The sequence below is a fragment of the Chitinophaga pinensis DSM 2588 genome (genome assembly GCF_000024005.1).
Lineage (GTDB): Bacteria > Bacteroidota > Bacteroidia > Chitinophagales > Chitinophagaceae > Chitinophaga > Chitinophaga pinensis.
The window spans coordinates 2974848-2998345 of record NC_013132.1 but is presented as its reverse complement, the minus strand read 5'-3'; the positions used below and the strand labels follow the sequence as shown (position 1 = coordinate 2998345).

At 46.1% G+C, this 23498-nt stretch carries 17 protein-coding genes; 5 read left to right on the top strand and 12 right to left on the bottom strand.

The window, feature by feature from the left end; genetic code table 11:
- Positions 1-39 precede the first annotated feature (39 nt).
- Positions 40-3567 carry a SusC/RagA family TonB-linked outer membrane protein gene (locus CPIN_RS12175; protein WP_012790102.1) on the top strand — a complete coding sequence of 1176 codons (3528 nt, stop codon included), beginning with the start codon at positions 40-42 and terminating at the stop codon, positions 3565-3567.
- Positions 3568-3584: 17 nt separating this feature from the next.
- The gene (locus CPIN_RS12170; RefSeq protein ID WP_148230551.1) at positions 3585-5333 is read left to right on the top strand and encodes a RagB/SusD family nutrient uptake outer membrane protein; all 1749 of its coding nucleotides are present in this window, start codon (positions 3585-3587) and stop codon (positions 5331-5333) included.
- A gap of 77 nt (positions 5334-5410) precedes the next feature.
- On the opposite strand, the gene CPIN_RS12165 is transcribed toward CPIN_RS12170, so the two are convergent.
- The 6 genes from CPIN_RS12165 to CPIN_RS12140 all read right to left on the bottom strand — a co-directional run bounded on the left by CPIN_RS12165 (position 5411) and on the right by CPIN_RS12140 (position 10734).
- On the bottom strand, positions 5411-6097 hold the full coding sequence (locus tag CPIN_RS12165) for a GNAT family N-acetyltransferase (RefSeq protein WP_012790100.1): 687 nt from the start codon (positions 6095-6097) through the stop codon (positions 5411-5413).
- Between the two features lie 90 nt (positions 6098-6187).
- Complete coding sequence (locus CPIN_RS12160; protein ID WP_012790099.1) at positions 6188-6475, bottom strand: ArsR/SmtB family transcription factor; 288 nt, start codon at positions 6473-6475, stop codon at positions 6188-6190.
- Between the two features lie 437 nt (positions 6476-6912).
- Positions 6913-7788 (bottom strand): alpha/beta hydrolase, encoded by an 876-nt coding sequence (locus CPIN_RS12155; RefSeq protein ID WP_012790098.1) that lies wholly within the window; start codon positions 7786-7788, stop codon positions 6913-6915.
- A gap of 96 nt (positions 7789-7884) precedes the next feature.
- A complete protein-coding gene (locus CPIN_RS12150; protein ID WP_012790097.1) occupies positions 7885-8547 on the bottom strand; it encodes a DUF4272 domain-containing protein in 663 nt (220 codons plus the stop codon).
- A 740-nt stretch (positions 8548-9287) separates the two neighbouring features.
- Positions 9288-10046: an SDR family NAD(P)-dependent oxidoreductase gene (locus CPIN_RS12145; protein ID WP_012790096.1), complete on the bottom strand. Its 759-nt coding sequence runs from the start codon at positions 10044-10046 to the stop codon at positions 9288-9290.
- A 232-nt stretch (positions 10047-10278) separates the two neighbouring features.
- A complete protein-coding gene (locus CPIN_RS12140; RefSeq protein ID WP_012790095.1) occupies positions 10279-10734 on the bottom strand; it encodes a helix-turn-helix domain-containing protein in 456 nt (151 codons plus the stop codon).
- 189 nt (positions 10735-10923) lie between these two features.
- Between CPIN_RS12140 and poxB the strand changes: the two genes are divergently transcribed.
- The gene (poxB, locus tag CPIN_RS12135) at positions 10924-12648 is read left to right on the top strand and encodes a ubiquinone-dependent pyruvate dehydrogenase (protein WP_012790094.1); all 1725 of its coding nucleotides are present in this window, start codon (positions 10924-10926) and stop codon (positions 12646-12648) included.
- A 1-nt stretch (position 12649) separates the two neighbouring features.
- Here the strand turns inward: poxB and CPIN_RS12130 are convergent, their stop codons facing one another.
- Positions 12650-13630, bottom strand: a complete 981-nt coding sequence (locus tag CPIN_RS12130) for a GlxA family transcriptional regulator (RefSeq protein ID WP_012790093.1) — start codon at positions 13628-13630, stop codon at positions 12650-12652.
- A 141-nt stretch (positions 13631-13771) separates the two neighbouring features.
- On the opposite strand from CPIN_RS12130, the gene CPIN_RS12125 reads away from it, so the two are divergent.
- The gene (locus CPIN_RS12125) at positions 13772-14338 is read left to right on the top strand and encodes a dihydrofolate reductase family protein (protein WP_012790092.1); all 567 of its coding nucleotides are present in this window, start codon (positions 13772-13774) and stop codon (positions 14336-14338) included.
- Positions 14339-14474: 136 nt separating this feature from the next.
- Here the strand turns inward: CPIN_RS12125 and CPIN_RS12120 are convergent, their stop codons facing one another.
- The 4 genes from CPIN_RS12120 to CPIN_RS12105 are packed head-to-tail and all read right to left on the bottom strand — an operon-like array spanning position 14475 to position 21391.
- Entirely contained in the window at positions 14475-15326 is an 852-nt protein-coding gene (locus CPIN_RS12120) for an ROK family protein (RefSeq protein ID WP_012790091.1), read from the bottom strand.
- Positions 15326-16639 (bottom strand): MFS transporter, encoded by a 1314-nt coding sequence (locus CPIN_RS12115; RefSeq protein ID WP_012790090.1) that lies wholly within the window; start codon positions 16637-16639, stop codon positions 15326-15328. The genes CPIN_RS12120 and CPIN_RS12115 overlap by 1 nt, the downstream gene beginning before the upstream one ends.
- Positions 16623-18479: a class I mannose-6-phosphate isomerase gene (locus CPIN_RS12110; protein ID WP_012790089.1), complete on the bottom strand. Its 1857-nt coding sequence runs from the start codon at positions 18477-18479 to the stop codon at positions 16623-16625. The genes CPIN_RS12115 and CPIN_RS12110 overlap by 17 nt, the downstream gene beginning before the upstream one ends.
- A gap of 17 nt (positions 18480-18496) precedes the next feature.
- Positions 18497-21391, bottom strand: a complete 2895-nt coding sequence (locus tag CPIN_RS12105; protein WP_187294757.1) for a glycoside hydrolase family 38 N-terminal domain-containing protein — start codon at positions 21389-21391, stop codon at positions 18497-18499.
- A gap of 184 nt (positions 21392-21575) precedes the next feature.
- Here CPIN_RS12105 and CPIN_RS12100 point away from each other — a divergent pair, with 184 nt between their 5' ends.
- Complete coding sequence (locus tag CPIN_RS12100; RefSeq protein WP_012790087.1) at positions 21576-22307, top strand: GntR family transcriptional regulator; 732 nt, start codon at positions 21576-21578, stop codon at positions 22305-22307.
- 145 nt (positions 22308-22452) lie between these two features.
- On the opposite strand, the gene CPIN_RS12095 is transcribed toward CPIN_RS12100, so the two are convergent.
- Positions 22453-23460 (bottom strand): RNA ligase (ATP), encoded by a 1008-nt coding sequence (locus tag CPIN_RS12095; protein WP_012790086.1) that lies wholly within the window; start codon positions 23458-23460, stop codon positions 22453-22455.
- Positions 23461-23498 lie beyond the last annotated feature (38 nt).

Below are 23498 nucleotides of genomic sequence, written 5' to 3'. Positions count from 1 at the left end.
TGATACCCGACATTTTTATTAACCAAAACTAAATCGCACATGAAAAAACATTTACGTGTGCTGCTGATGCATACCCTTGCGTCAGGCGCCCTATGCTCACAGGCATTGGCTGAAAAGCCGGCAACAGCGATCAATTATCGGTCCGCTGCCAGCTATATTCAGCAGGATGAGATTCCCCTGAAGCAGTTATTCCGGCAAACGGAAACAAAATTCGGCGTCTCCATTGCCTATAAAACCGAACTGGTGACCGATCAGAAAGCAAGCGTGGATATCACCACCTGTAAGTCGCCGGAAGAAGCATTGGAGAAAGCACTGGCACACTTCAATCTTGCCTTCGAAAAGGTGCGCGAGAAGTTTTATGTGATAAGAGCAAAGGAAGCCCCGCCCGCTCCGGTCATCACCATGGCACAACGCCCAATACGTGGTAAAGTGGTAGATGCGAAAGGTGCGGCATTACCGGGTGTGACCGTTCGTATTAAAGGTACGTCAACCGGCGCTGTTACTGCTGCTGATGGCACCTATACGCTTAATATTCCCGGCACCGGTAATGAGGTACTGGAAGTAACATTCGTCGGTTATCAGTCGCAGGAAATCACTGTCGGCGCACAACAGGAAGTCAATATCACACTCTCCGAAAATACCAGTACACTCAACGAAGTGATCGTGACAGGTTATACCGCTCAACGGAAGAAAGACCTGACGGGCGCTGTTACAGTGATCGATATCAATGAAATGACCAAACAGCCTTCCGGACAGGTCACCAGCCAGTTACAGGGACAGGCTTCCGGAGTTACCGTTATCGGTTCCGGTCAGCCGGGACAGGAGCCTGTTGTGCGTATCCGGGGTGTCAACACATTTGACAACAATACGCCACTGTATGTTGTAGATGGCGTACCTACACAAAGTATCAATGACCTCAATCCGAACGATGTCTCCTCCATGCAGGTACTGAAAGATGCAGGCGCCGCCTCTATCTACGGTTCCCGCGCATCCAATGGTGTTATCATTATTACTACGAAGAAAGGAAATGGTAAAGTAAAGATCAAATATGACGCTTTTTATGGTCGTCAGTATCCTAAAGGAGGAAATGTATGGCATACGCTCAATTCACAGGAAATGGCCAATCTGCGTTGGTTACGATATAAGAATACAGGCGAACCACTCAGCGATACTTTATACGGTACCGGTGCTACTCCGCGTCTGCCCGATTATATACAGCCTGTCGGCCTGATGGAAGGTGATCCTCGTGTCAATCCGGATCTCTATTATGTCAATCCCAACTACACCGACCAGGATGACTACAACAGTTTCTACTATATCACCAAAGCCAACAAAGCAGGCACTGACTGGTTTCATGAAATATTCAACCCCGCTTCCATGACCAGTCACAACCTCTCTGTCAGTGGCGGTACGGATAAAGGAAGTTATCTCTTTTCATTAAACTACTACAACCAACAGGGAACACTAATGAATACCTATCTCAAAAGATATATCATCCGTTCCAATAGTCAGTTCAGCCTCAGCAAGAACATCAGAATAGGCGAAAACCTGTCTTTCTCCGTTACAGATAATCCAACGGTAGACCTGCTTACTGCCAGTGGTGCAGTAGGCATGGCTCTCCGTGAACAACCCATCATTCCGGTGTATGATATCAAAGGTAATTTCGGTGGATCAAATGGTCTCGGACTAGGTGATGCCATGAATCCTGTAGCCATGCAGTACCGCACCAGGAATGACCGCGGACAGGTAAACAGGGTATTTGGTAATATCTATGCTGATATCGACTTCTTCAATCACTTTACGTTCCATACCAGTTTTGGCGGTGAAGTGAATTCCGGATGGAGACATAACTTCACTTATCCACAGTATGAAAACAAGGAAAATGCCGGTGTGAATTCTTACACGGAATCCAGCGACTTCGCACACAACTGGACATGGACCAACACGCTGACCTATCATAATACGTTTAATAAAGTACATACCCTGAATATTCTCGCAGGTACAGAAGCATATGACGAACGCTCAAGGAGCCAGATCGGTACGACACAGGATTATTTCTCTTTTGATCCTGATTATGTAGATAATGGTACCGGCGCCGGCGGACAGGTCATTGCGGCTTCGCGTTACTCCGCAGGATTATTATCACTCATCGGCCGTATCGATTACAGCTTCCGCGATAAATATCTGCTGAGCGCTACCTTACGTCGGGATGGCTCTTCTAAATTTGGTATAAATAACCGTTATGGCCTCTTCCCTGCAGCCAGTGCAGGATGGCGTATTTCGCAGGAATCATTCCTGGAAGATATCAGCTGGCTGACTGATTTGAAAATACGTGGCGGATGGGGTATCATGGGTAATCAGCTGAGTCTTACACCCGGCAACGCCTTTACACTTTATGGTGGTAATAAAAACACCTCCTACTACGATCTGCTTGGCACTAACAACAGTATCGTGTTAGGTTTCCAGCAGATACAGATTGGTAACCCCGATGCTAAATGGGAAAGTGATATCAATACGAATATCGGTTTTGATGCGACACTGCTTGGGGGCGCAATTGAAATATCGGCGGACTATTACCAGAAAAACATCAAGGATCTATTATATAACAGTGAGTTACCCGGCACCTTTGGAACCGCGCCAGCGCCTTATTCCAACGTGGCTAATATGAAAAACAAAGGTGTAGACATCTCCCTCTCCACACATGCTAGCCTTGCGAAAGATCTGAAGTTTGATGCAACAGTGACCTTCACTTCCTTCAAAAACAGGATCGTAAAAATTGCGCAGGGTGTAGATTACTTTGACAGCCAGCCACGCAACTTTAGTGAAAGCATTATCCGCAATGCAGTCGGCCAGCCTATCTCCAGCTTTTACGGATATCAGATCGCTGGTTTCTGGAATAGCCAGAGCGATATAGATAAAGCAGATCAGGGTGCACAGGCTGCTACCAATGACCCTTCCGCCAGTTTCCAGGAAGACGCTGCACCGGGACGTTTCCGTTATACGGATCTGAACCGCGACGGTGTAATCAATGCAGATGACCGCACCTTCCTCGGTAATCCAAATCCGAAGATATCTTATGGTGTGAATCTCGGACTAACCTATAAACAATTTGATTTCAGTATGTTCCTGTTTGGCGTACAAGGCAATCAGATCTGGAACCAGGTTAAATGGTGGACAGACTTTGCTTCTTCTTTTGATGGCGCCAAAAGTAAAACCGCGCTGTATGACTCCTGGTTGCCCGAGCGCATGAATGCCAAAGCACCTATACAGGAAGGAGAAGGCTCTTTCAGCACCAATGCAGTACCCAACTCTTATTATGTGGAAAACGGCGCTTACCTGCGTTGCAAGAACATACAGCTAGGATATACCTTTCCTTCAAGATTGGGTGGCAGACTGCATATCGAAAGACTACGCATCTATGTACAGGCAGCTAACGTATTTACAATCACAAAATACAGTGGTATAGATCCGGAAATAGGCGGCAGCGATGTAAGAAGTTTCGGTATTGACGAGGGTACTTACCCCAGTCAACGCCAGTTCCTGGCAGGTCTCAATCTTACCTTCTGATGTTAAATCTGAAAACCATGAAACTGTATCAATCACTCTCTATAGTATTCTTTACAGGCATGAGCCTGGGTATATCCTCCTGTAGTAAATTCCTGGACAGGGTGCCGCCTTCTTCATTGAAAGAAGAACTGGTAGCGAATAAAAAAGGAATCAATGCATTACTGGTAGGCGCGTATGGTGCACTCGACGGACAAGACTTCACAGATGGTGATATGACAAATCTTTCAGGCGGTAGCGGTTATGCCGTATCTCCTGACAACTGGATCTATGGCAGCGTATGTGGTGGCGATGCACACAAAGGCAGCGATCACTTTGACTCTCCTCCTACGCTGGATCTGGCGCGTTTCAGTGCCGGTGCGACCAATAGTTTCCTCAATGATAAATGGCGCGTAAATTATGAAGGTATCACACGTTGTAATACCGTACTGAAGTTGTTACCGGAGGCTACTGATATGTCGGAAGACGAGAAAACTGAAATAGCCGCTGAAGCACATTTCCTACGCGGACACTATTACAGCGATCTGAAAAAGATGTTCAACATGGTGCCATGGATTGATGAAAGTACCACCGACATGAAGACACCCAACAATCAGGATATCTGGCCAAAGATCGAAGCCGATTTTAAATCCGCGATGGATCATCTCGCATTAACACAAGGCGAAGTGGGAAGACCGAACAAATGGGCCGCTGCTGCTTACCTGGCGAAGACGTATATGTATGAACACAAGTACAATGAAGCAAAGCCGCTGTTTGATCTGATCACCACCACAGGCGTAACATCAAAAGGCGATCGTTATGCATTGAGAAACCGGTTTGAAGATAACTTTGATGCGGCTACAGAAAACACTTCAGAATCTGTTTTTGCTATCCAATATGATGCGAATGATAATTCAGGTACTTCTGCGAATGCGAATCAGGGACAGATGCTGAATTATCCGTATAATGGTCCGTTTAGCTGCTGCGGCTTCTTTCAGCCTACACAGGATCTCGTAAACTCTTATATCACAGATGCACAGGGTTTACCTATCCTGGATGGTTATAATACACATAATGTCAACACAGAAACAGTCGATCCAAGGCTGGACTGGACTGTCGGCCGTAAAGGCATTCCTTATCTCGACTGGGGCATACATCCCGGTGATACCTGGATCAGGGAAGCTTCTACAGCAGGTCATTATTCTCCAAAGAAAAATGTCTACTGGCAGGCCACGCAGGATGAATACTACGATCCACGTGGCTGGGCGCCAGGCAACGCCATTAACTATAATGTAATACGATATGCAGATGTACTGCTGATGGCAGCAGAATGTGAAGCACAACTGGGGAATACAGATGCAGCAGAACGTTATGTGAATATCGTACGTACACGTGCTGCCCGTCCGGAAAGCGCAGTATACAAGTATGAAGATAACAGCGAACCGATGGGAGGTTTTTCAGATCAACAGGCAGCGAATTATAAAGTATCTCCATATCCTAACGGCACCTTCTCTTCCAAAGGAAAAGATTATGCGCTAAAAGCGATCTATTTCGAACGTAAACTGGAACTGGCAATGGAAGGTCATCGTTTCTTTGACCTGGTGCGCTGGGGTATTGCAGACCAGGCAATGAATGCATTCTTTGCTTTCGAAGGCGCCGCTACACTGGATATACAAGGTGCCAGTTTTATAAAAGGAACGAATGAATATTTTGCGATTCCGCAACGACAGATTGATCTTTCTACAAACGGAGGTAAGATAACCTTACAACAAAACAACGGATACCATTGATGATTGGTGGTTAGTAAAAAAGGGCGACATTTAACACGGAAGGGTATATCAGCTAACTGGTATACCCTTCTTTTATATCAGCTGTTTCTGATAATCTCCCAGAACACAATCGGACGTCTGTATTTGAAGCCCAGTAACTCATATACGTTCCTGGCCCTGTCATTGGTGTTGACAAAATGTAAGTACAAGGCATTCCCTGCGGCAATGTTAGTATCCATGATATGTGTCACCAGCTGTTGTGCATATCCTCTGCCGGTAAATGACGGATGTGTGCATACAGCGCTTATTTCTATCATCCCTGTCACCTTTGTACGTTCTCCTGCAACGGCCACCAGTTGCCCCTTCTGCCGGATACCATAGTACTGCCCCAGTAAAGGAGTACCATCAAAGAAGAAACCCGGTTGTACCTGGCCGGTCAGGGCCAGCATATCAGGAATATCCTTTTCATCCAACGCGAGTACCGTTTCTTTCTCATCAACAGGAGATGTTTCTTCACAGGTCATCTGGATACAATCCAGCTGACGTACGAGCGCCCAGTTATCAGGCAATGCAGGTAATTCACCAATGATGATCAGCTTCTCTCCTACACTTGTCCAGGGTAAAATCTCATTGATATCAGCACTTGCCGGATCAGCACATCCCATGAACTGTAAGACGCCCGCAGGATATCGCTGTACGTGTGCGGTTCCTTGGGCAAATGACTGATGTATTGTCTGTAAAGCCTGCCAGACCGGATTATCCAGCATTTCGAAATGTTTAAGCATAGCACGGTATTTTTAGAAGGCGGGTATGTATCTAAAAGTTCCGATCAATAGACATTTAAAAAAAACAATAGGGTGCTTTAATTTCACTGCTTATACGGTGAAGATAGAAAGGTATTTTATATACTCTGCAAAGATCTCCTTGTTGAGCTTGTATTTGGCATTACGTCCCTCCTTTTCTGCGATCAGCAGATCAGCGTCTACCAGTTGTTTTATATGATGGGAAACGGTGGATTGTGCAAGGTCGAGCATTTCAAGTAACACAGTGCATTGTGTCCAGTCCTGCTCTTTTTTAATGGCTTCAACAATCTTGATGCGATATGGGTCACCCAGTGCTTTGGAAATTCTCTCAATTCTTTTAATGTCTAATTTCTTATTCATTATCGCAAATTTATCGATTCCTGCCCGATGGCAATTGAATGACAATTCCGCAATTTGTCATTTAATTGTCACATGTCGATATATTAATAAAATCAGTCATCATGGGTTGTAAAACACTTTACTATTTCTTACGCCATAGTTTACACCAATATAAGGGAGTTTAATGTAAAGGGTCTTTATCAGGGCTGTATCAGGAAGACTAACCGTATATAAGCTGTATATAACTCGTAGATAATCCGTAGATAACCCGTATCTATAAGAATGGCTCATATACGGGTTATCTACGGCTTATCTACGGTTTATCTATAAAAAATCTCCCTGAGTCAATCCTTATTAAGCGCCTATAAAGATTTCGGCAAACCGCTGCAATAGCCATTAAAAACAGTACCCCGGACCAATTGAATCGGTCCGGGGTGCTGTATATAAAAAGTAAGATACTACTTCGTAGCCGCTGTCGCAGGCGTGAGGATATGACTATCCGTCATCCAGTTAGTGAGCAGCGGGGGCCATGCTTTAATGGATTGCAGGTTGGAACGGTAGCCCATATTGAAGGCATGATTGCCATTCGCAAAGATGTGCGCCTCTACAGGCACTTTTGCCTGCCGGTAACGTTCCAGTAGCTGTACGATCGGTACGGAGCAGCATTCGTCGTCATTAGCGGCAATGAGGAAAGCTTTAGGGGCATCCGAAGGCACTTTTTCCGGGATGCCTAAAGGACCGGGGTATACCAGTATCTGAAAATCGGGTTTCCCGTTCAGGCGATCAATCGGGTCTTTGGCAGCCGGATCGCCATAGCCAGGCGTATAGGCCACCTGTGATACGACCTCTCCACCGGCAGAAAAGCCCCAGATCCCTACCCTGTTTGTATCGATATTCCACTCCGTAGCATGACTCCGTACAAAGCGCATGGCGCGGTAGGCGTCCTGACGGATCTCCTTTTCCAGGGTATAAGGGGAATTTTCCTCCCGGAACAGGCGGTATTTCAGGATGATCGCAGCCACGCCTATACTGTTCAGGAAACGGGCAGGCGCCAGTCCTTCGGAAGTATAGACCAGCAAACGGAAGCCTCCCCCGGGACAGATCACAACGGCGGCGCCGGTTGCTTTTTCCTTTGGCGGAAGATAGATAGTGACAGAAGGATTGTGGATGTTCTTTACGTAGTAATCTTTGGCCTCTTCCGGCTCGTTTTTCCGGCTTTCATAACCGGGTGCACCATTCGGCCACAAATAGAAGGTTTTGGCCGTATCCTGGGCTATAAGCGTAGAAATTGACATCAGGCAGAACAATGTCAGTAAAACAGACCTGCGTTGCATAGTGATTCTGGTTTACTTACAATATAGGCCATACAGGTCGTATTTTCCAATACACGGGAAGATACGGCCTGTAATAAAGCTGCTGATATGCGAATATTATAAAGTAGAGGTATCTGTAAGATCCCAGTCCCGCACATTCATAAAACGTCTCAGCCAGTTCAGTGCCAGATGACGTTCAAAGGAAGCAGGTACATGTACATCTGCCGTACTTCTGCGGCCGGCAAACAGGGTGTCTCTGTAGTGCGTGGTGGTCAGTTCGTAAAAGATATTTTCGTCATAGATTTCTTCCGGACTACGGAAATACAGGCGGTCCAGGAAGTCTCCCAGATTGTCACCCAGCGCAGGCAGACTATCTATCAGTTCACTGATCTGTTCTTCACTCAGCTCCTGACCAGGTACAGGTCTGTCCTTTACCAGATTCAGGGACCAGGCCAGAATATAAGCGGCCTCTATTCTCCAGCACAGGGCCATCAGCGTATCATCGCTCACAGTACCACCGTTCAGGTAGATAGTTTCCTTTTCGCTCACATAAGACCAGATATTCTCATTCTTGAGCCAGTTTACAATACCGAATTTCTTCGAATTGTCCTGTATAGTGTAGGCAATTGCAAGCAAAATCATTACTCTGCACCCTACTTCCCGCGGAGTCGCAAATAGTTGGTGATCAAAATTCAGGTATTCAGGATACGCGATCTGATAATTGTTGATTCCATGTTGCGCGAGTCTCTCCTCAATTCTTGTAATTCGTGCTGCTAACATTTATCTAATTAGGCTTCTACTATATATTTATTCACAGGATATTATGCTATAAACATACAATTCCCGCCAAGATATAACTTTTTACAGAAAGCAACCCTATTTCCTGTAAAAATAACGGCAGGTGAACTGTCACCTGCCGCTGTTTTTATAGTAAGTCCTCCTTTTTATCCCCTTGAATCCTTGCTGTGTTTTCCCGTTTTCTTTTCACTTTTGTTTGTTTTTTTCTCCGTCTTGTCCATTTTCTTATCTGCCTTTTCCACCTCCTTATTAGCCTTCTTTTCCTCCTTCTGTACTTTAGGATGCCCCTTGTGAACGGGCACTTCGCTTGTTGGCTCATATACTGAAAAATCATATTATACAAGCACCTGCCAGCCGTACTGCATAAAGATTCACATGATTACTTGGAACATTTTTTAACAACTCTTTTAACAGCCCATTCATAGCTTGTGTTGGTTCAGGACGCTATATTGCGGGCCTGATAGGCATGCGGAAGCATGTCTCTTCATAACGTGAGATATGACAGCTGGATAGTCCTGTCCAGCTCTTTCTTTCAATATCCCGCGGATACCCTCTCCGCCATTACACACAATAAAAATACCGGGCAGACATCCACCCGGTATCAGCAAATTTAGCTGCTCTATTCAGTTATTCTGCCTTCAGACTCTTTGCAGGATCGGTCCTTAGGCCGGCTGTTATATGTATGACCATGCGGGTGCTATCACTACAATATAAAGAAAAGACTAGAGGAACAGTCCACCAGATGCCTCTATACACTGTGCGGTGATCCATCTTGCTCTTTCGCTGCAAAGGAAAGCCACAATGCCTCCGATATCATCCGGAACACCCATACGACCTAATGCAGTTTGTCCGACCAGGTGATCTTTCACACCCGGGATTTCAAATGCATTCCTGGTGAAATCTGTCTCAATAGGACCAGGCGCTACCACATTCGCAGTAATCCCTCTTTTACCCAGTTCTTTAGCGAGGTACTTTGTGAAGTTATACACAGCTGCTTTCATAGAAGCATAAGCTGCATAACCAGGTGTGACAAATCTTGCCAGACCGGTAGAGAAGTTAACGATACGACCGCCATCAGCGATGGTATCCAGTAATGTTTGTGTGAGGAAATACGCCCCTTTGAAATGGGTATTCATCAATGCATCAAAATCTTCTTCTGTCGTATCGGGGAACTGTGAATAACGGTCTATACCGGCATTGTTCACCAGGAAATTAATATGCGTTGCATTCCATTTTTCTTTTAATGCCTGTTGCAGCGCTGTTTTAAAAGCAGGGAATGATTTCACAGCCGCCACATCCAGTTGTAAAGCTACTGCCTCTACATTGAATTGCTGTACTGCTGCTACTACTTCCTGTGCTTCTTCTTTTTTACTATGATAAGTAAACACGACATGATGTCCGTCTTTTGCCAGTTCAAGTACTGCATTCTTGCCTAATCCACGGCTACCGCCGGTTACCAGTGCTATTTTCTGTGTTGCCATTTTTTAGTGTGTTTTATTAACAAGACAAAGGTGAGACTTTGGGGAGGGGAGATTATGGTGAACAGTTAAGGAAAAATGGTACCCTCTTCAGTATTTCAATTAGGAATTAGGAAGTACCTTAATTAAAAGGGCGCTTTAATGATATAAAGCGCCCTCCTATAAGAGTAAATTCAGTTTTTAATATACAAGATGCATTCCACTAACACACGATCATCTGCGCTGCATTCAATTCCTAATTCCTAATTGTTAATTGTTTCCTGTATTGTGAGGGCGTCATTCCTTCAAATGCCTTAAACCATTTCGTAAAATTAGAAGGATCATACGTCAGTAATGCTGCAACATCCGCTACCGAATACTTGTTATCCATCAGCAGTTCCTTTGCTATATTCAACAGTTTCTCTTCATAAAAATAGCAGGGATGGTAGCCGGTATGTTCTTTGATAACATTGCTGAAGTGTGTAGGATGAATGAACAGTGCTTCTGCGAAGTCTCTCAGTTCAAACATCTCTTCTACGTTTCCGGCCAGCAGATCAGTAAGATGCTGATCTATCAGCTGAAGATAGTTTTGAAATATCTCTTCCTTACGGCTGACATATTTCTTTGGCACTTTGATCTTTTCCGCCTGTTCTTTTGATACTACCAGGGACACTACACTATTCCGGGCCGGACTTGACAACACTGTGATCATTGCGTTTACGGTTTTGTACACAAGTTTACGCTTTCCCCCGGACAAAAAATGGTGACCATTTCAGTTTTTCTGGTAGCCTCATCAGTTTTGTACAGATTATGGTTCTTTATGCCGGAATCAACGAAATTCCTGCAAAGCGACCTAACGCATTGATTTGAAACAGTACATTTAATTCAAAATACCTTGTTTATGCCCAAAACAATAGCTGCTCAAATAGTAGAACAACTGATAGCCGCCGGGGTAAAAAGAGTACACGGCGTGGTAGGCGACTCTCTCAACAGTATTACCGACGAGATACGCCAGCACAAAGAACTGGAATGGATCCATTACAGGCATGAAGAGGCCGCTGCTTTTGCCGCAGGTGCAGAAGCACAACTCACCGGCCAGCTGGCAGTATGTGCCGGTAGCTGCGGCCCCGGTAATATGCACCTGATTAACGGCCTCTACGATGCACACCGTAGTATGGCGCCCGTATTAGCGATTGCCGCTCAGATCCCCAGTACTGAAATAGGTACGTCCTATTTCCAGGAAACAAGACCGGAAGCCCTCTTCCGGGAATGTAGCCACTATTGTGAAACGATTGCCTCTGCGCGACAGATGCCCCGGGTATTACAAACCGCCATGCAACATGCCATCGGATTAGGCGGTGTAGCCGTGATTGCCCTCTCGGGGGACGTCGCCACACAGACAGTAGACGATAACGGACTGGAGCATTCCCTGCTGGTCAGCCGTCCTGCCATCCGGCCCTCTGATACAGAACTGCACAAACTGGCTGACCTGATTAATGCAGCTGAAAAGGTCACCCTCCTCTGTGGACGTGGCTGCGCAGGCGCACATGATGAACTGATTGCTTTGGGTGAAAAGATCCTCTCGCCTATGGTACATGCCCTGAGAGGAAAGGAATTTGTGGAGTATGACAATCCTTTTGATGTGGGGATGACTGGACTGATCGGTTTCTCTTCTGGTTATCATGCCATGGAGCGCAGTGACCTGGTCATCATGCTCGGTACTGATTTCCCTTACAAGGACTGGTTCCCCTCCAAAGCGAAGATCGTCCAGGTGGACATCCGGGCAGAACGCCTGGGCAGACGCTGTGCCATCTCCCTTGGACTGGTAGGCGATGTAAAGGAAACGCTCTATTGCCTGCTGCCCTTACTCAAACAAAAAACGGACAGGGCCTTCCTGGATAAATGTATTACCCACTATCATAACAGCCGGCAATCTTTGGAAAGTCATGCAACCGGTAAGGCAGATGCCACGCCTATTCATCCGGAGTATCTGACGCATATCCTCAACGAGCTGGCGGATCCGGATGCCATCTTTACGGCGGATGTGGGAGAACCTACGGTTTGGGCAGCCCGTTATCTGAGGATGAAAAAAGGACAACGCCTGCTGGGATCATTTAACCACGGTTCTATGGCCAGTGCCATGCCACAGGCAATCGGTGCACAGCTGACCCATCCCGGCAGACAAGTCATTTCCCTCTCCGGCGATGGTGGTTTTTCCATGCTTATGGGAGATATTCTAACCATCGTGCAGTATAACCTGCCGGTTAAGATTGTCGTGTTTAATAACAGTTCCCTGGGCTTTGTGGCCATGGAAATGAAAGTAGCCGGTCTGCCGCCTTACGGTACCGACCTGAAAAACCCTGATTTTGCCCGTATGGCGGAAGCGATCGGCATAAAGGGAATACGTGTGGAGAACCCGGCGAATGTACGTACCGCCCTGCAAAAGGCGTTTGAACATGATGGGCCGGTACTGATAGATGCTGTTGTGAATCCATCCGTACTGGTCATGCCGCCCAAGATCGAATTCTCCCAGGCTAAAGGTTTTGGTATGTATGCGCTGAAACAGGTATTCAATGGTAATGGCAAGGAAGTGTGGGATACGCTGACCTCTAATTTCCTGGATTAGGTCAGGCCACTACTGCTTCTTTATTGTATTTATTCCGGTAGTCGATCGGCGACAGTCCTGTAATCTTTTTGAACACTGTCCGGAAAGATTTGGTGTCGTTATAGCCTACCTCGTACATAACTTCATTCACATTCTTATGGCTGTTTTCCAGCCATTTCTTTGCGGCCTCAATCTTCACCCGTTGAATATATTCAGCGGGTGTATTGTTGGTCGCCTTTTTAAAGCGACGGTCGAAATGCCTTCTTCCGATGGCAAAACGCGACGCCAGATCATCCACAGAAATCCTTTCCGTCAGATTACATTCTATAAACTCCTGTGCTTTCTTGATAGGTTCATCTTCATGTTTCTTCTGTCCGTTAAACATGACAAAAGGAGACTGCGTTTTCCGGTCTATTTCCAGGGCAAACAGTTTCGCGATCCTGATGGCCAATTCACGATCCGTCATCTTCTCCACCAGATGCAGCAACAAATTCCAGTAAGAGGTGGCGCCTCCGCTGGAATACAGTCCCTGTTCCTCCGTAATAATCCTGCCGTCTATCAGATCCACTTCCGGAAACATCGCCCTGAATTCCGCCGCTGAAGCCCAGTGACTGGAACATTCCCTTCCGTTCAGCAAGCCGGTTGCCGCCAGCATAAAGGAGCCTATACACAGACTGGCCACTTCCGCTCCCTGGTGATAATGATCAATGATCCAGGGAAGAAATGCCTTATTCCTTTCAAGTGTTGCTTTCAGGTTCCCGCTTAAAGGCGGAATGACAATCAGGTCCGTTTGCGATACATCCCCGATCAGCACATCAGGGTGGATGGAGAAAAGCCCCTGGTTGAGCCTTACTTCTCCTCCTAATCCCACCAGTTGCACGCGGAACATGGGAGATTTACCATCAGCCTCCAGGAACTCGTTGAGTGTTGTGAACATGTAGCGTGTATCAGCAATTGTACCTAATACAGCCTCATCCGGCACGAGGATTGAAATGTGTTTCATCGGGAATGTGATTTAATAAACAGGTTGCCCGACAAAAATAAGGAAATTTGCATGTCAGAAACAACCCCGCCACAAGTCCGGAATACGCCCCCTCCAACCTATCCAGTGACTGTACCTTTGGTATTGAGCAATTCTTATGGAATGAGAAAGATAATCGTATCTATGAATGTTACGCTGGACGGATTTATGGCGGGTATTAATGGTGAACTGGACTGGCATTTTCCACTCTGGAACGAGGAAATGTCGCTCTATATCTGTCATCAGCTGGGAAAGATGGATACCATCCTGCTGGGCAGGCGTAGCTATGAACGGATGGCCCGTTACTGGCCGGTAAGGACATTTACCGGGGTAGAACTGGAATATGCAGACCTCATGAACAACCATACAAAAGTCGTATTCTCTCATACATTGGAAAGTGCCGACTGGCAGAATACCCGGCTGATAAAAGGAAATATCAGCGAAGAAGTCCTGAAACTGAAACAATCTCCCGGAAAGGATATGATCATCTATGGTAGCAGCAGTATTGTACAATCATTCATCCGGCAGGGACTGATTGACGAATTTCAGATATGGGTACACCCGGTGTTTATCCAGCATGGAGTGCCGATGTTCAGGGATATGGAAGAGAAGGTGAGGTTAGAGTTTATGCGGACAAGGTCTTTTAGTAGTGGAGTAGTGATCCTTTATTATAAAATAATTAGGAATTAGGAATTAGGAATTAAAGGCCAATAGCCTTCAATTAAACATTAAACCGCTCTTAGATAGCCACACAAAAGCACTTTATTTTAAGCGGCCTTAAAGCATGAATGACGACAATTAATTTTCAATTCCTAATTCCAAATTGTTAATTCTTAATTGTCGCCCATGCGCCTGCGGCGCCTAACAGGATCGCGTCTTCGCCCAGTGTAGACACAACAAACTGCACATCGGGTAACTGTTCCTCTAAACCGCGAAAGAACAGGTGAAAAGCCTGCGCGATATTCCCGCCCAATACAATCAATGAAGGGAGCGGCTGCTGCTCCTCCAGAAAGGCGGCCAGATTATGTCCAAATTCCTCAAATATACTTTTTGCGTACCCCGGCTCATGCGCCATCAGGGCCAGCTCTTTTACACTGCTGATCTTTTCTCCGCTCAATACTTCATACCTGCGCAAAAACCACCTGGTAGAGAAGTATTCCTCTGCTGTCGTTTCCCTGAAAGGGGTTTTCCAGAAAGTACCTTCCTGCGCCATACCATTTGCGGCTACAGAAGATCCGAAACCGGTGCCTAAGGTCAGTCCGAGGGCAGATTCCGCACCTTCAGCCACACCCGCAAATAATTCCCCCTGTAAAAAGCAGGAAGCATCATTGGTAAACCTGATCGCATCCGGAGAGATATGTAATCTTTCCGCCAGCAGTTCTTTTATATTCAGGCCGTATAAAGATTCATATTTATGCAGCCCTTTTATCAGACTGATACCCGCCTCATAATCGAAGGGCCCCGGCATTGCGATACCAATACGGATAGCGCCATTTGCATCGCCCAAAGACTGTTGCATGACGTCCACCCATCCACCGATAATCTCGTCTGCACTGCCATGCGAATCGATATGCGCACGCCATAAAGAGCGGGGTAATAGTGTCCGCTGCTGCATATCCACAAGCGCCGTTGTAATATGCGATCCGCCTATATCCACCGCTAATACCAGTCCGTTCATTACGCTGTCTTTTTGATTGAATTTTTCCAATACTGTTCTATCTGTTCAAATGACTGTCCTTTCGTTTCCGGCAATAAGCGGTAAACCGCTATAAATGCCGCCAGACAAAATACGGCGAAAAACCAGAATGTCTGTGCCGTACCCAGGTTACGCAGTAATATCGGCGTGAGTTGTCCGACAATCGTATCAGATATCCACATTACCATGATACTCAGGGATAAAGCCTTTGCACGGATATTATCCGGAAAGATCTCTGCTGCGATCACAAACTTCAGCGGACCAATAGAAAACGCGAAGAAAGCCAGGAAAGCCAGCACAGACAATAACAACGGAATACCGGTAGCCACGTTCTGATAGAAACAGAGCCCCGTCAGGATAAGACTGATGGTAGCACCCGCCGTTCCCCAGAGGTATAAAGGTCTTCTCCCCAGACTATCTACTTTCCAGATCGCAAATATGGTAAAGAAGACATTGGCCGCACCAAAGATGATCTGGCTGACAAAAGAGTTACTAAGTGTAATACCTGCATTATTGAGTATCGTCGGACCGTAATAAATAATCGCATTAATACCGCTGAACTGTGAGAACAAGGGCAGTAATATACCGATCAGCAATGCCCTGCGCATCGCAGGTACAAACAGCGGTGCATAACCTGTGGATTCCTTTTCTTTCCCCTGCTGCATCAGCCAGCGCGGACTCTCAGGCACCCATATCAATCCGAAAAGGAACAAGGCGGCCGGCAACATCCCCAAACCAAACATCCCCCGCCATACTTCCTGCACAAAAAGGAAATGTAACACACCACCGCTAGTTTCTGCCTTATGCGCTTCTGCATAAGTCAGTAGTCTGGCATTACTGCAATAGGCAACCAGGATACCGATCGTGACTGCCAGCTGGTAATAGGTCACTAATCTGCCTCTTTTATCATCAGGGGCAATTTCAGACAGATACAGCGGCACGATGCTCGAAGCAATCCCCACAGCCACCCCACCGCCGATACGCGCTGCAATGATCCAGAAAAGGGTAGAAAAGAAGGCACAGCCAAGAGCTGCCACCAGGAAAAGAGCAGCTGCCATATATAACAGCTTTTTCCTGCCTAGTCTGTCGCTGAGATTACCGGAGAAGATAACACCGATAATACACCCTACCAGTGCAGAGGATACAAACCATCCTTCCTGGAAAGAGGATAAGGTGAACTGCTCCCGTACAAAAGGTAATATGCCCGATACAACGGCCATATCAAAGCCAAACAGGAAGCCGCCCAGCGAGGCGACCATCGTGGTCATTAAAAGTAAGCTAGATTGTTTTTTCATAACTGATAATGCTGAATACGGGATGGTCCTCTTTCAGAAATGCCTGCACCACTTTTGCTGTTCCCGGACTTTTGTTAATGAGTGTATAATAATCAGCAGCAGCGGGTATCACAAATGTTTCCGCATACTGGTACAATGTTTCTTTGCCATTGGCTGTCTTCACCGCTATCGTAGTACCTTCTACCAGCATCAGGATCAGACAACGTCCTGTGGTATCAAAAGATACGCTGGTTTCCAGTTCTACCCGCTCTACATCATAAAAATGCTGCTCATGGGTAGGCAGATGCCATAACTGCCAGTCAGCACCCTTTTGTATCACTGCCGGCGCCGATATCAGTTCCTGCTGTACACGTGCTCCTTTCCTGCTGAATACCAGGTTCCTGAATGCATGATCAATATTGATCGGTCTTGGCTGACCATCCAGTCCGAGCCTCAGCCAGTCGTACATCTTGAAAGTAAAGATGTATGGCGTGGCACTGATTTCCAGTACCAGGTTATCTGCACCTGCACTATGCACCGTACCATTCGGTATCAGGAACAGGTCGTGCTTTTTCGCCTCATGACGCTGCACATAATCCGTGATCTCTACCGGCTGATTATGCTGCTGACTATATTCCAATATAGCTTTAAACTGTTCCGGGTCTATCTGCTCCGTAAAACCAAGATACACACCGGCGCCTGCTTTACAATCTAAAATATAGTAGGTTTCGTCCTGTGTAAACGTCTCGCCAAACTGCTCACGGATGTATTCCATGGAAGGATGACATTGGATAGACAGGTTGCCACCATCAAATGTATCCAGGAAATCGAAGCGTATCGGGAATTCATAACCGAAGATCCCTGCATGTTTGCCCAAAATAGCTTTATGTTGCAGGAACATCAGCCATTCGAAAGGAATTTCGAAAAGATAATGATCACTTTCGAATAATACACCATTCTCGGGTACAATCATTTCAAAAGACCAGGCCAGGTTGACTTCCTGCTGCGGCAGACCCGCAATATGTTTTTTCATCCACTGTCCGCCCCAGGCGCCCGCTTCAAACCAGGGACGTACGCGGAAGGTATCCTGACTGATATGCCGTATACCTGCTATCAGGTCTGCTGCTTTTATCCAGGTAAGGGTTTGTCCCCACTGTGAATCGGCAAATACAGTGATATCATCTGCGATAGCTGCTTTATGTGCATTCAGGACTACCCAGTCAACGAAATAGGCGCGTTTATACATTTCGGATGACTTATCCATCGTGTGTGTAGCCAGGTTACCGGCCGCACCTGCACGCATACGGTATTGCAGTTCATTCTTCGGCATATCCATATAGATCAATGGCGCCTTCCATGCTGTCAGTGATGCACCGATACCTATAACGATATTCACATCATAAGCAGGATCAGGTTGTATGGCTGCAAGCTTTTGTTTGTCAAAGAAGTCAGTCAGCCGTAAGGTTGTACGCGTACCCCACACAGCGCCATGTTCTCCGGTGAATGGCGCCACCAGTTGATCTACAGTAACTGTATCTTTGATCGCAGCGGCAGTATAATGCCACTTTACGCGTATTTTTTTTACTGCGAATATGGCTTCCAATGCTGCCTGGATGTCCTCCCAGAACACACCGGTATAGCCATCTATCAATACCTGGGAATGACCGGCGATCCAGGTAGCCAATGTTTCATACCCTTCTTTTATTTTTCCATTACCCAGTGCATGTGCCGGATAGATGTTATAACCTTCCGGTAAGGAGGATTGCTGTAAGGGCAGCAGGGGCTGACCGGAATTACGCCAGCCTTCTGTATTGATTGCAGATCCAGGCTGCGTAGTAATATATTTTTCGGCGTTCAACATGACCAATCTGATTATTGTTATTTGTTTTCCACACGTACCATCATAACTCCTTTTGCAGGCAGGATGATGTTGTTATCTAATGACTGTTTATATTCTTCCAGCATATTGGTAGCTGTGATCTGCAGTTTTGCAGCATTACTTTTCGTATTGAAGGAAACGCCTGTTTCAACCGGCGCTGTATTCACCAGCCATACGATCACCCCTTTGCCATCAGCGGCAGGTTTCAGACTCTCTACGTAGACTGCTTTGGAGTTGATGGTAAAAGGCAAAGACTCTGTTGCCGGACCGCTGGCCGGAGCAGCTATCAACGGACGGTGATTAGCCAGTCCCTGTTGATTCGCAGCATAGGCATCATAGCTATGGTGTACCGTCAGGTAATAACGAAAAGTAGTCGGTCCTTCCTGTGCGTGCCGGAAATTGGTATGCCACAGGTTGTTCATTATCCAGGAATAGATAGCAGGATGCTGTTCTGTAAAACTGATCCATTTAGGAGAATCATGTAATCCACCGGTAAGACCTGCCGTTGTCTGTGCCCCTACTTCAAACAATGGCGCATCTGGTGTTGACCAGGTGACACCATAGTCTTTATTGGATACGTCCACCCAATGTTGTACGGTATACCAGTTGCGGTTGGCATATTGTAACTGGTCTGCTTCAACATTGATACTGCCCCAGGGAATACTATATCTGACCTGCGCATCTGCTACATTGAAAGGGAATCCGAAGTGTACGCCTTCTTTCTTTGTAATCGCTTTTTTATCGATGTTATTGATGATCTGTACACGGTCTTCACCTGCTACCAGCATTATTTCAGTAGTGAGTTCATTAGCACCGGGAGCTACCGCTGTCACAATTACACTCACTACCAGCGGACCTTTTTCTTTTACGGTGATTGTCGCCGGACCTGCATATGCAATATGTTCCAATGAATCACCAGGCAGATAAGAGTAACGGTTCAATCCACCGGAATCCGCGAGATTATGGGGAATACCACTACGTTCCAGTTTGTCGATATTACCTGTTTGCGCATTGAGTGATATCTTATACAGCTCATTTTGCAGGGTGGTATTGCTGACAACTGATTTCGTGTTGCTATAAGCCTTTCCTGCCTGTATGGTAAAGCGTTGTTTAGCATATGGTGCAATGTGTTGTACCAGTATGGCCAGTTCGCCGGTGCTGAGACGTTGCGATGGCACTTTCTTTCCATTGACATCTTTCACCAGGTCTCCGGCTGTACTTTGTGCCGCAGGTATCCGTACTAATTCTGTACGGTTTTCGCCAATGGTATTGTATACATCAACAGCATTAGCAATGGCTTCTCCGCCGGTGGCGGATGTTAACATAGCGGCAGACTGCGCATGTCCTTTTAATGCGAATGACTGCTTATATCCCCATTGTGAAATCACCTTGGGATCTTCCGGATTGGAGATACTGTTATAAGCGCCCCAGGTATGTTCATTGAACAGCAGGATGTTATTCCATATCGTATCTATGGCTGTCGCCGGATAGTCTGCTTTGCCACGTAATGCCCATACAGCATCTGCCTGTTGCAGTGTTTCTGAAGCATTCCTGTTGTACCCTGTTTCTCTGGCAGCAGAAGCAATACCATCTGTCCAGAACTCTGTATAATCACCGGATACTACCGGTATTCTGTCTGCATAGGCAGCTTCAAAATCGTTGAAGAATTGTTTTACGGAAGTAATAACCAATCTGGGTGATGCATAACGTTCATTCCATGCTTTCACGGCTTCCGGCAGTTCCGGATCAATCGGTGCATTATCACTCATCGCCCATGTCATGATAGTCATGTTGTAGGGGAACTTCTTTTTGTCCAGTGCTGCCAGGTAATCGAACAGATAAGGATTCAGGAAGTTCTCAGAAGGATGACCGGTATAGTAAGGTACAGGATCTTCTACCGTGAAGAAATTAGGGATCTTGCTACCTTTTAATCTGTAACCGATGGAATAAGGTTCGCTTTGCCAGTACAGCATTTTCTGCTGACCGGGTGATTGCCAGTAAAAAGGTCTGTCTCTCCATGCAGGCGACTGACCGATACGATCATCCGCATTGGGCGCGCCCCAGAAATAACGGATCCCTGTTATACCCGACTGACTGGCCAGTCCCCAGGAAGCCCCGGGTACGTCGCCCTGGAACATGGTATTAATATCAAGACCGTGGTCTTTGGCTGTCTTTACCGCTGTATAGAACATCTGCATCAGCTGACGGGAATCTGTCACGCTGGTATTGATATTCGCGTAGGCGCCATCAATATTGATCCAACCCTTTTTAACCGCTTCCCAGAAGGCTTTTTTCTTTGCTTCATCGGCAGCAGCCAGGTAGTGATCCACTACCCAGAAAGCCTCTGTATTCCACTTATAACGGGCATCCGGCGGGTAGTTTTGTGTACGTTCCGCAATCTTGATGGCCTCGTCAATATTGTTCATATGCAATTGCATGACTTTCTCCTGCACATTGGTATACCCGATATCCACATGAGAATGCGGCAACAGGTATACTTTCCATTCCGGCGCAGGGGCTACCATACAACGGGCGGTATATTCCCTTCCACCGGATTTCACTTTTACATAGAGCTGTGTTTCGTGGTGTACAGGTCCACCGGGTAAAGGCAGTTCAAATATATCAATGCCTTTTTCAGTCGCCACAAGCGGGATACTATCATACAGGCCGTTAAAAGTCATATAAGCCATGGCGGGCGCATAACTATTGCCTCCATGAAAGAGCAGTCTGACCATCCTGGCAGCACGGCCCTGGTGTTTCAGATAAGCTACGGTCGGTTGAAGGGCAATAGACGTAAAAGCAGGCGTTTGCTGTGCATGGGCCAGATCTATGGTCATTACGGCCAGCAGCAGCAGACAGTATTTGTCTGTATACCATCGTTTTAGCCTATTCATAATATGTATATACATATACAATTGATATTATAGTATTAGATGTTCGGCTGAGGAATTAATACTGTAAATAAGCGACTTACAGGATTCATATATGTACAAACATATAAAACATTGTTCATAGAAAGCAAATTTATTTTACCGCTTTTTTAGACTTAGTCTTTTACTTTTGATATTTTCGACCCGTATGATGCATCTTTCTATTGACCATAACAGCAGTGTGCCCCTGCATATTCAGGCGGAGGAATTATTGAGGAAAATGATTGAAGACCCGCAATTCCGTAACGGGAAGTTTCTGCCGAACGAAGTAGAGTTATCGAAAGAGTTGCAGATCTCCCGTACTACCCTGCGCCAGGCGTTGAATAAACTGGTTTATGAAGGATTACTGGTACGTAAGAAAGGGATCGGAACGAAGGTGTCGGAGAAAACGGTCAGTTCGAAGTCTATGAACTGGAAAAGCTTCTCCCAGGAGATGGCGGCAAGGGGTATTCCTATCCGCAATTTTGAACTGCATATCAGCTGGGTAAAACCACAGGAAGAACTGGTGCACTTTTTCGATATCAAACCGGAACAGAAGGTACTGAAGCTGGAAAGATTACGCGGCCGGCCCGAAGGGCCGTTTGTATACTTTGTATCTTATTTTCATCCGTCTATCGGACTGAGTGGCGAAGAGGATTTTAAACGTCCGTTGTATGAGATATTGGAGCAGGATTATAAGGTGACTGCCACCCTGTCAAAAGAAGAGATCAGTGCCAAAGCAGCTGACAATTTTATAGGGGCTAAACTGGAAATTGATGCGGGTAGTCCGATATTGTTCAGGAAACGATTTGTCTATGATCAGGACGAGCATCCTATCGAACTGAATATGGGCTATTATAAATCAGATAGTTTTATCTATACGGTGGAAAGCAGGAGGTGACCCGATACTGGTCTGACTATATATACCATTCGTTCAATGCTGCCTTTTTAACGAAAGACTAACGTAATATGAGTATAGTCTGACTATAGTATAAGCTTTCAATCAACATAAGAAATGCGTCCGCTGATAACGGACGCATTTGTTTTTATCTTTCGTTCAAAAGGAATTTATTTGAAATCACCTTGAATGAAATCTTTCTGTCGGTGGATCTGATTACCAGTCCTTCCCTTTCTACAGACTTACCCTGCGGACTCAATACGGAAGCGCCATCTGCGATGGTCAGCATTTCATCCAATGTAGCAGGTAAGGTATAATTCAGGTCCAGGATAGGTACTGTCTGCAAGTCAAGCGATGCTATCAGCGCAGTGAATTCTTCCAGTCCGAGGTACCTGTAAGCATCAATATCAAACGCATTGAAAAACCGTGCTGTTTGTCCGCGGAAACCGTATGCATTGCCCTGTATACCTTCACCGATCAGCTCACCCTGTATTGCGATATTCTTACCAAGGGCAGCCAGTTTAGCAGCAATATTCTCCTTTTCAGCCACCTTCCAGAAACTGTTATCTTCAGATGCTTCAAGGTCCAGGTTACGGGAACATACGCCAAACAAACCTTCGTTCATGTAGTATGTCACAGAAGAACCGTCCAGTTTTTCCGTTACATAAAATGTATGTTGTTTGTATGATTCAAACTCTTTGCTGAGGTTCTGGATTCTTTCTTCATCCGTTTTAGGGATAAAGGAAGGGAAGTTTCCTTTGGCGATACCACCTAATGCAGCAGGCATAGGAGGTTCGTATTTCACCACGCCCAGGTGTGCGGATACATCCTCACCTAACTGGTAAGTGTAGCCATCCAGCAGTCTGATAGGCAATAAGAGCCCCTGAGAGATCTGTCCTCTCATCCTCATTGTTTTGAGCCTGAAGCCCTCCTGCTCTCCCATTCTACGGAATGAGCTTTTTCTCAGGAATTCGAATTCCTCCTTTACCGGCAGGAAAGAATCAATTTCGCAATAGACGGCGTGATCGCCTGTTACGAATTCTCCTTTTTTAATAACGAGTTTCCACCCCTTAACGGTGGCTACTTCAATAAGGTCCGCACCCTCAATTGGTTGTACGTCGTCAATGACAACCGGGGACACTAATTTCCTTTCCATTGTTGTACTTCTGAATTTGTGAAGTCTTTTAGGGTTAC

Excerpts from the sequence above, each read along its gene's own strand:
- CPIN_RS12120 (WP_012790091.1), bottom strand. The coding sequence starts at position 15,326 with ATGAACGGACTGGTATTAGCGGTGGATATAGGCGGATCGCATATTACA.
- CPIN_RS12130 (WP_012790093.1), bottom strand. The coding sequence starts at position 13,630 with ATGAAACACATTTCAATCCTCGTGCCGGATGAGGCTGTATTAGGTACA.
- CPIN_RS12175 (WP_012790102.1), top strand. The coding sequence starts at position 40 with ATGAAAAAACATTTACGTGTGCTGCTGATGCATACCCTTGCGTCAGGC.
- CPIN_RS12105 (WP_187294757.1), bottom strand. The coding sequence starts at position 21,391 with ATGAATAGGCTAAAACGATGGTATACAGACAAATACTGTCTGCTGCTG.
- CPIN_RS12165 (WP_012790100.1), bottom strand. The coding sequence starts at position 6,097 with ATGCTTAAACATTTCGAAATGCTGGATAATCCGGTCTGGCAGGCTTTA.
- CPIN_RS12145 (WP_012790096.1), bottom strand. The coding sequence starts at position 10,046 with ATGGCAACACAGAAAATAGCACTGGTAACCGGCGGTAGCCGTGGATTA.
- CPIN_RS12150 (WP_012790097.1), bottom strand. The coding sequence starts at position 8,547 with ATGTTAGCAGCACGAATTACAAGAATTGAGGAGAGACTCGCGCAACAT.
- CPIN_RS12115 (WP_012790090.1), bottom strand. The coding sequence starts at position 16,639 with ATGAAAAAACAATCTAGCTTACTTTTAATGACCACGATGGTCGCCTCG.
- CPIN_RS12160 (WP_012790099.1), bottom strand. The coding sequence starts at position 6,475 with ATGAATAAGAAATTAGACATTAAAAGAATTGAGAGAATTTCCAAAGCA.
- CPIN_RS12110 (WP_012790089.1), bottom strand. The coding sequence starts at position 18,479 with ATGTTGAACGCCGAAAAATATATTACTACGCAGCCTGGATCTGCAATC.
- CPIN_RS12100 (WP_012790087.1), top strand. The coding sequence starts at position 21,576 with ATGATGCATCTTTCTATTGACCATAACAGCAGTGTGCCCCTGCATATT.
- CPIN_RS12140 (WP_012790095.1), bottom strand. The coding sequence starts at position 10,734 with ATGATCACAGTGTTGTCAAGTCCGGCCCGGAATAGTGTAGTGTCCCTG.
- CPIN_RS12170 (WP_148230551.1), top strand. The coding sequence starts at position 3,585 with ATGAAACTGTATCAATCACTCTCTATAGTATTCTTTACAGGCATGAGC.
- poxB (WP_012790094.1), top strand. The coding sequence starts at position 10,924 with ATGCCCAAAACAATAGCTGCTCAAATAGTAGAACAACTGATAGCCGCC.
- CPIN_RS12125 (WP_012790092.1), top strand. The coding sequence starts at position 13,772 with ATGAGAAAGATAATCGTATCTATGAATGTTACGCTGGACGGATTTATG.
- CPIN_RS12095 (WP_012790086.1), bottom strand. The coding sequence starts at position 23,460 with ATGGAAAGGAAATTAGTGTCCCCGGTTGTCATTGACGACGTACAACCA.
- CPIN_RS12155 (WP_012790098.1), bottom strand. The coding sequence starts at position 7,788 with ATGCAACGCAGGTCTGTTTTACTGACATTGTTCTGCCTGATGTCAATT.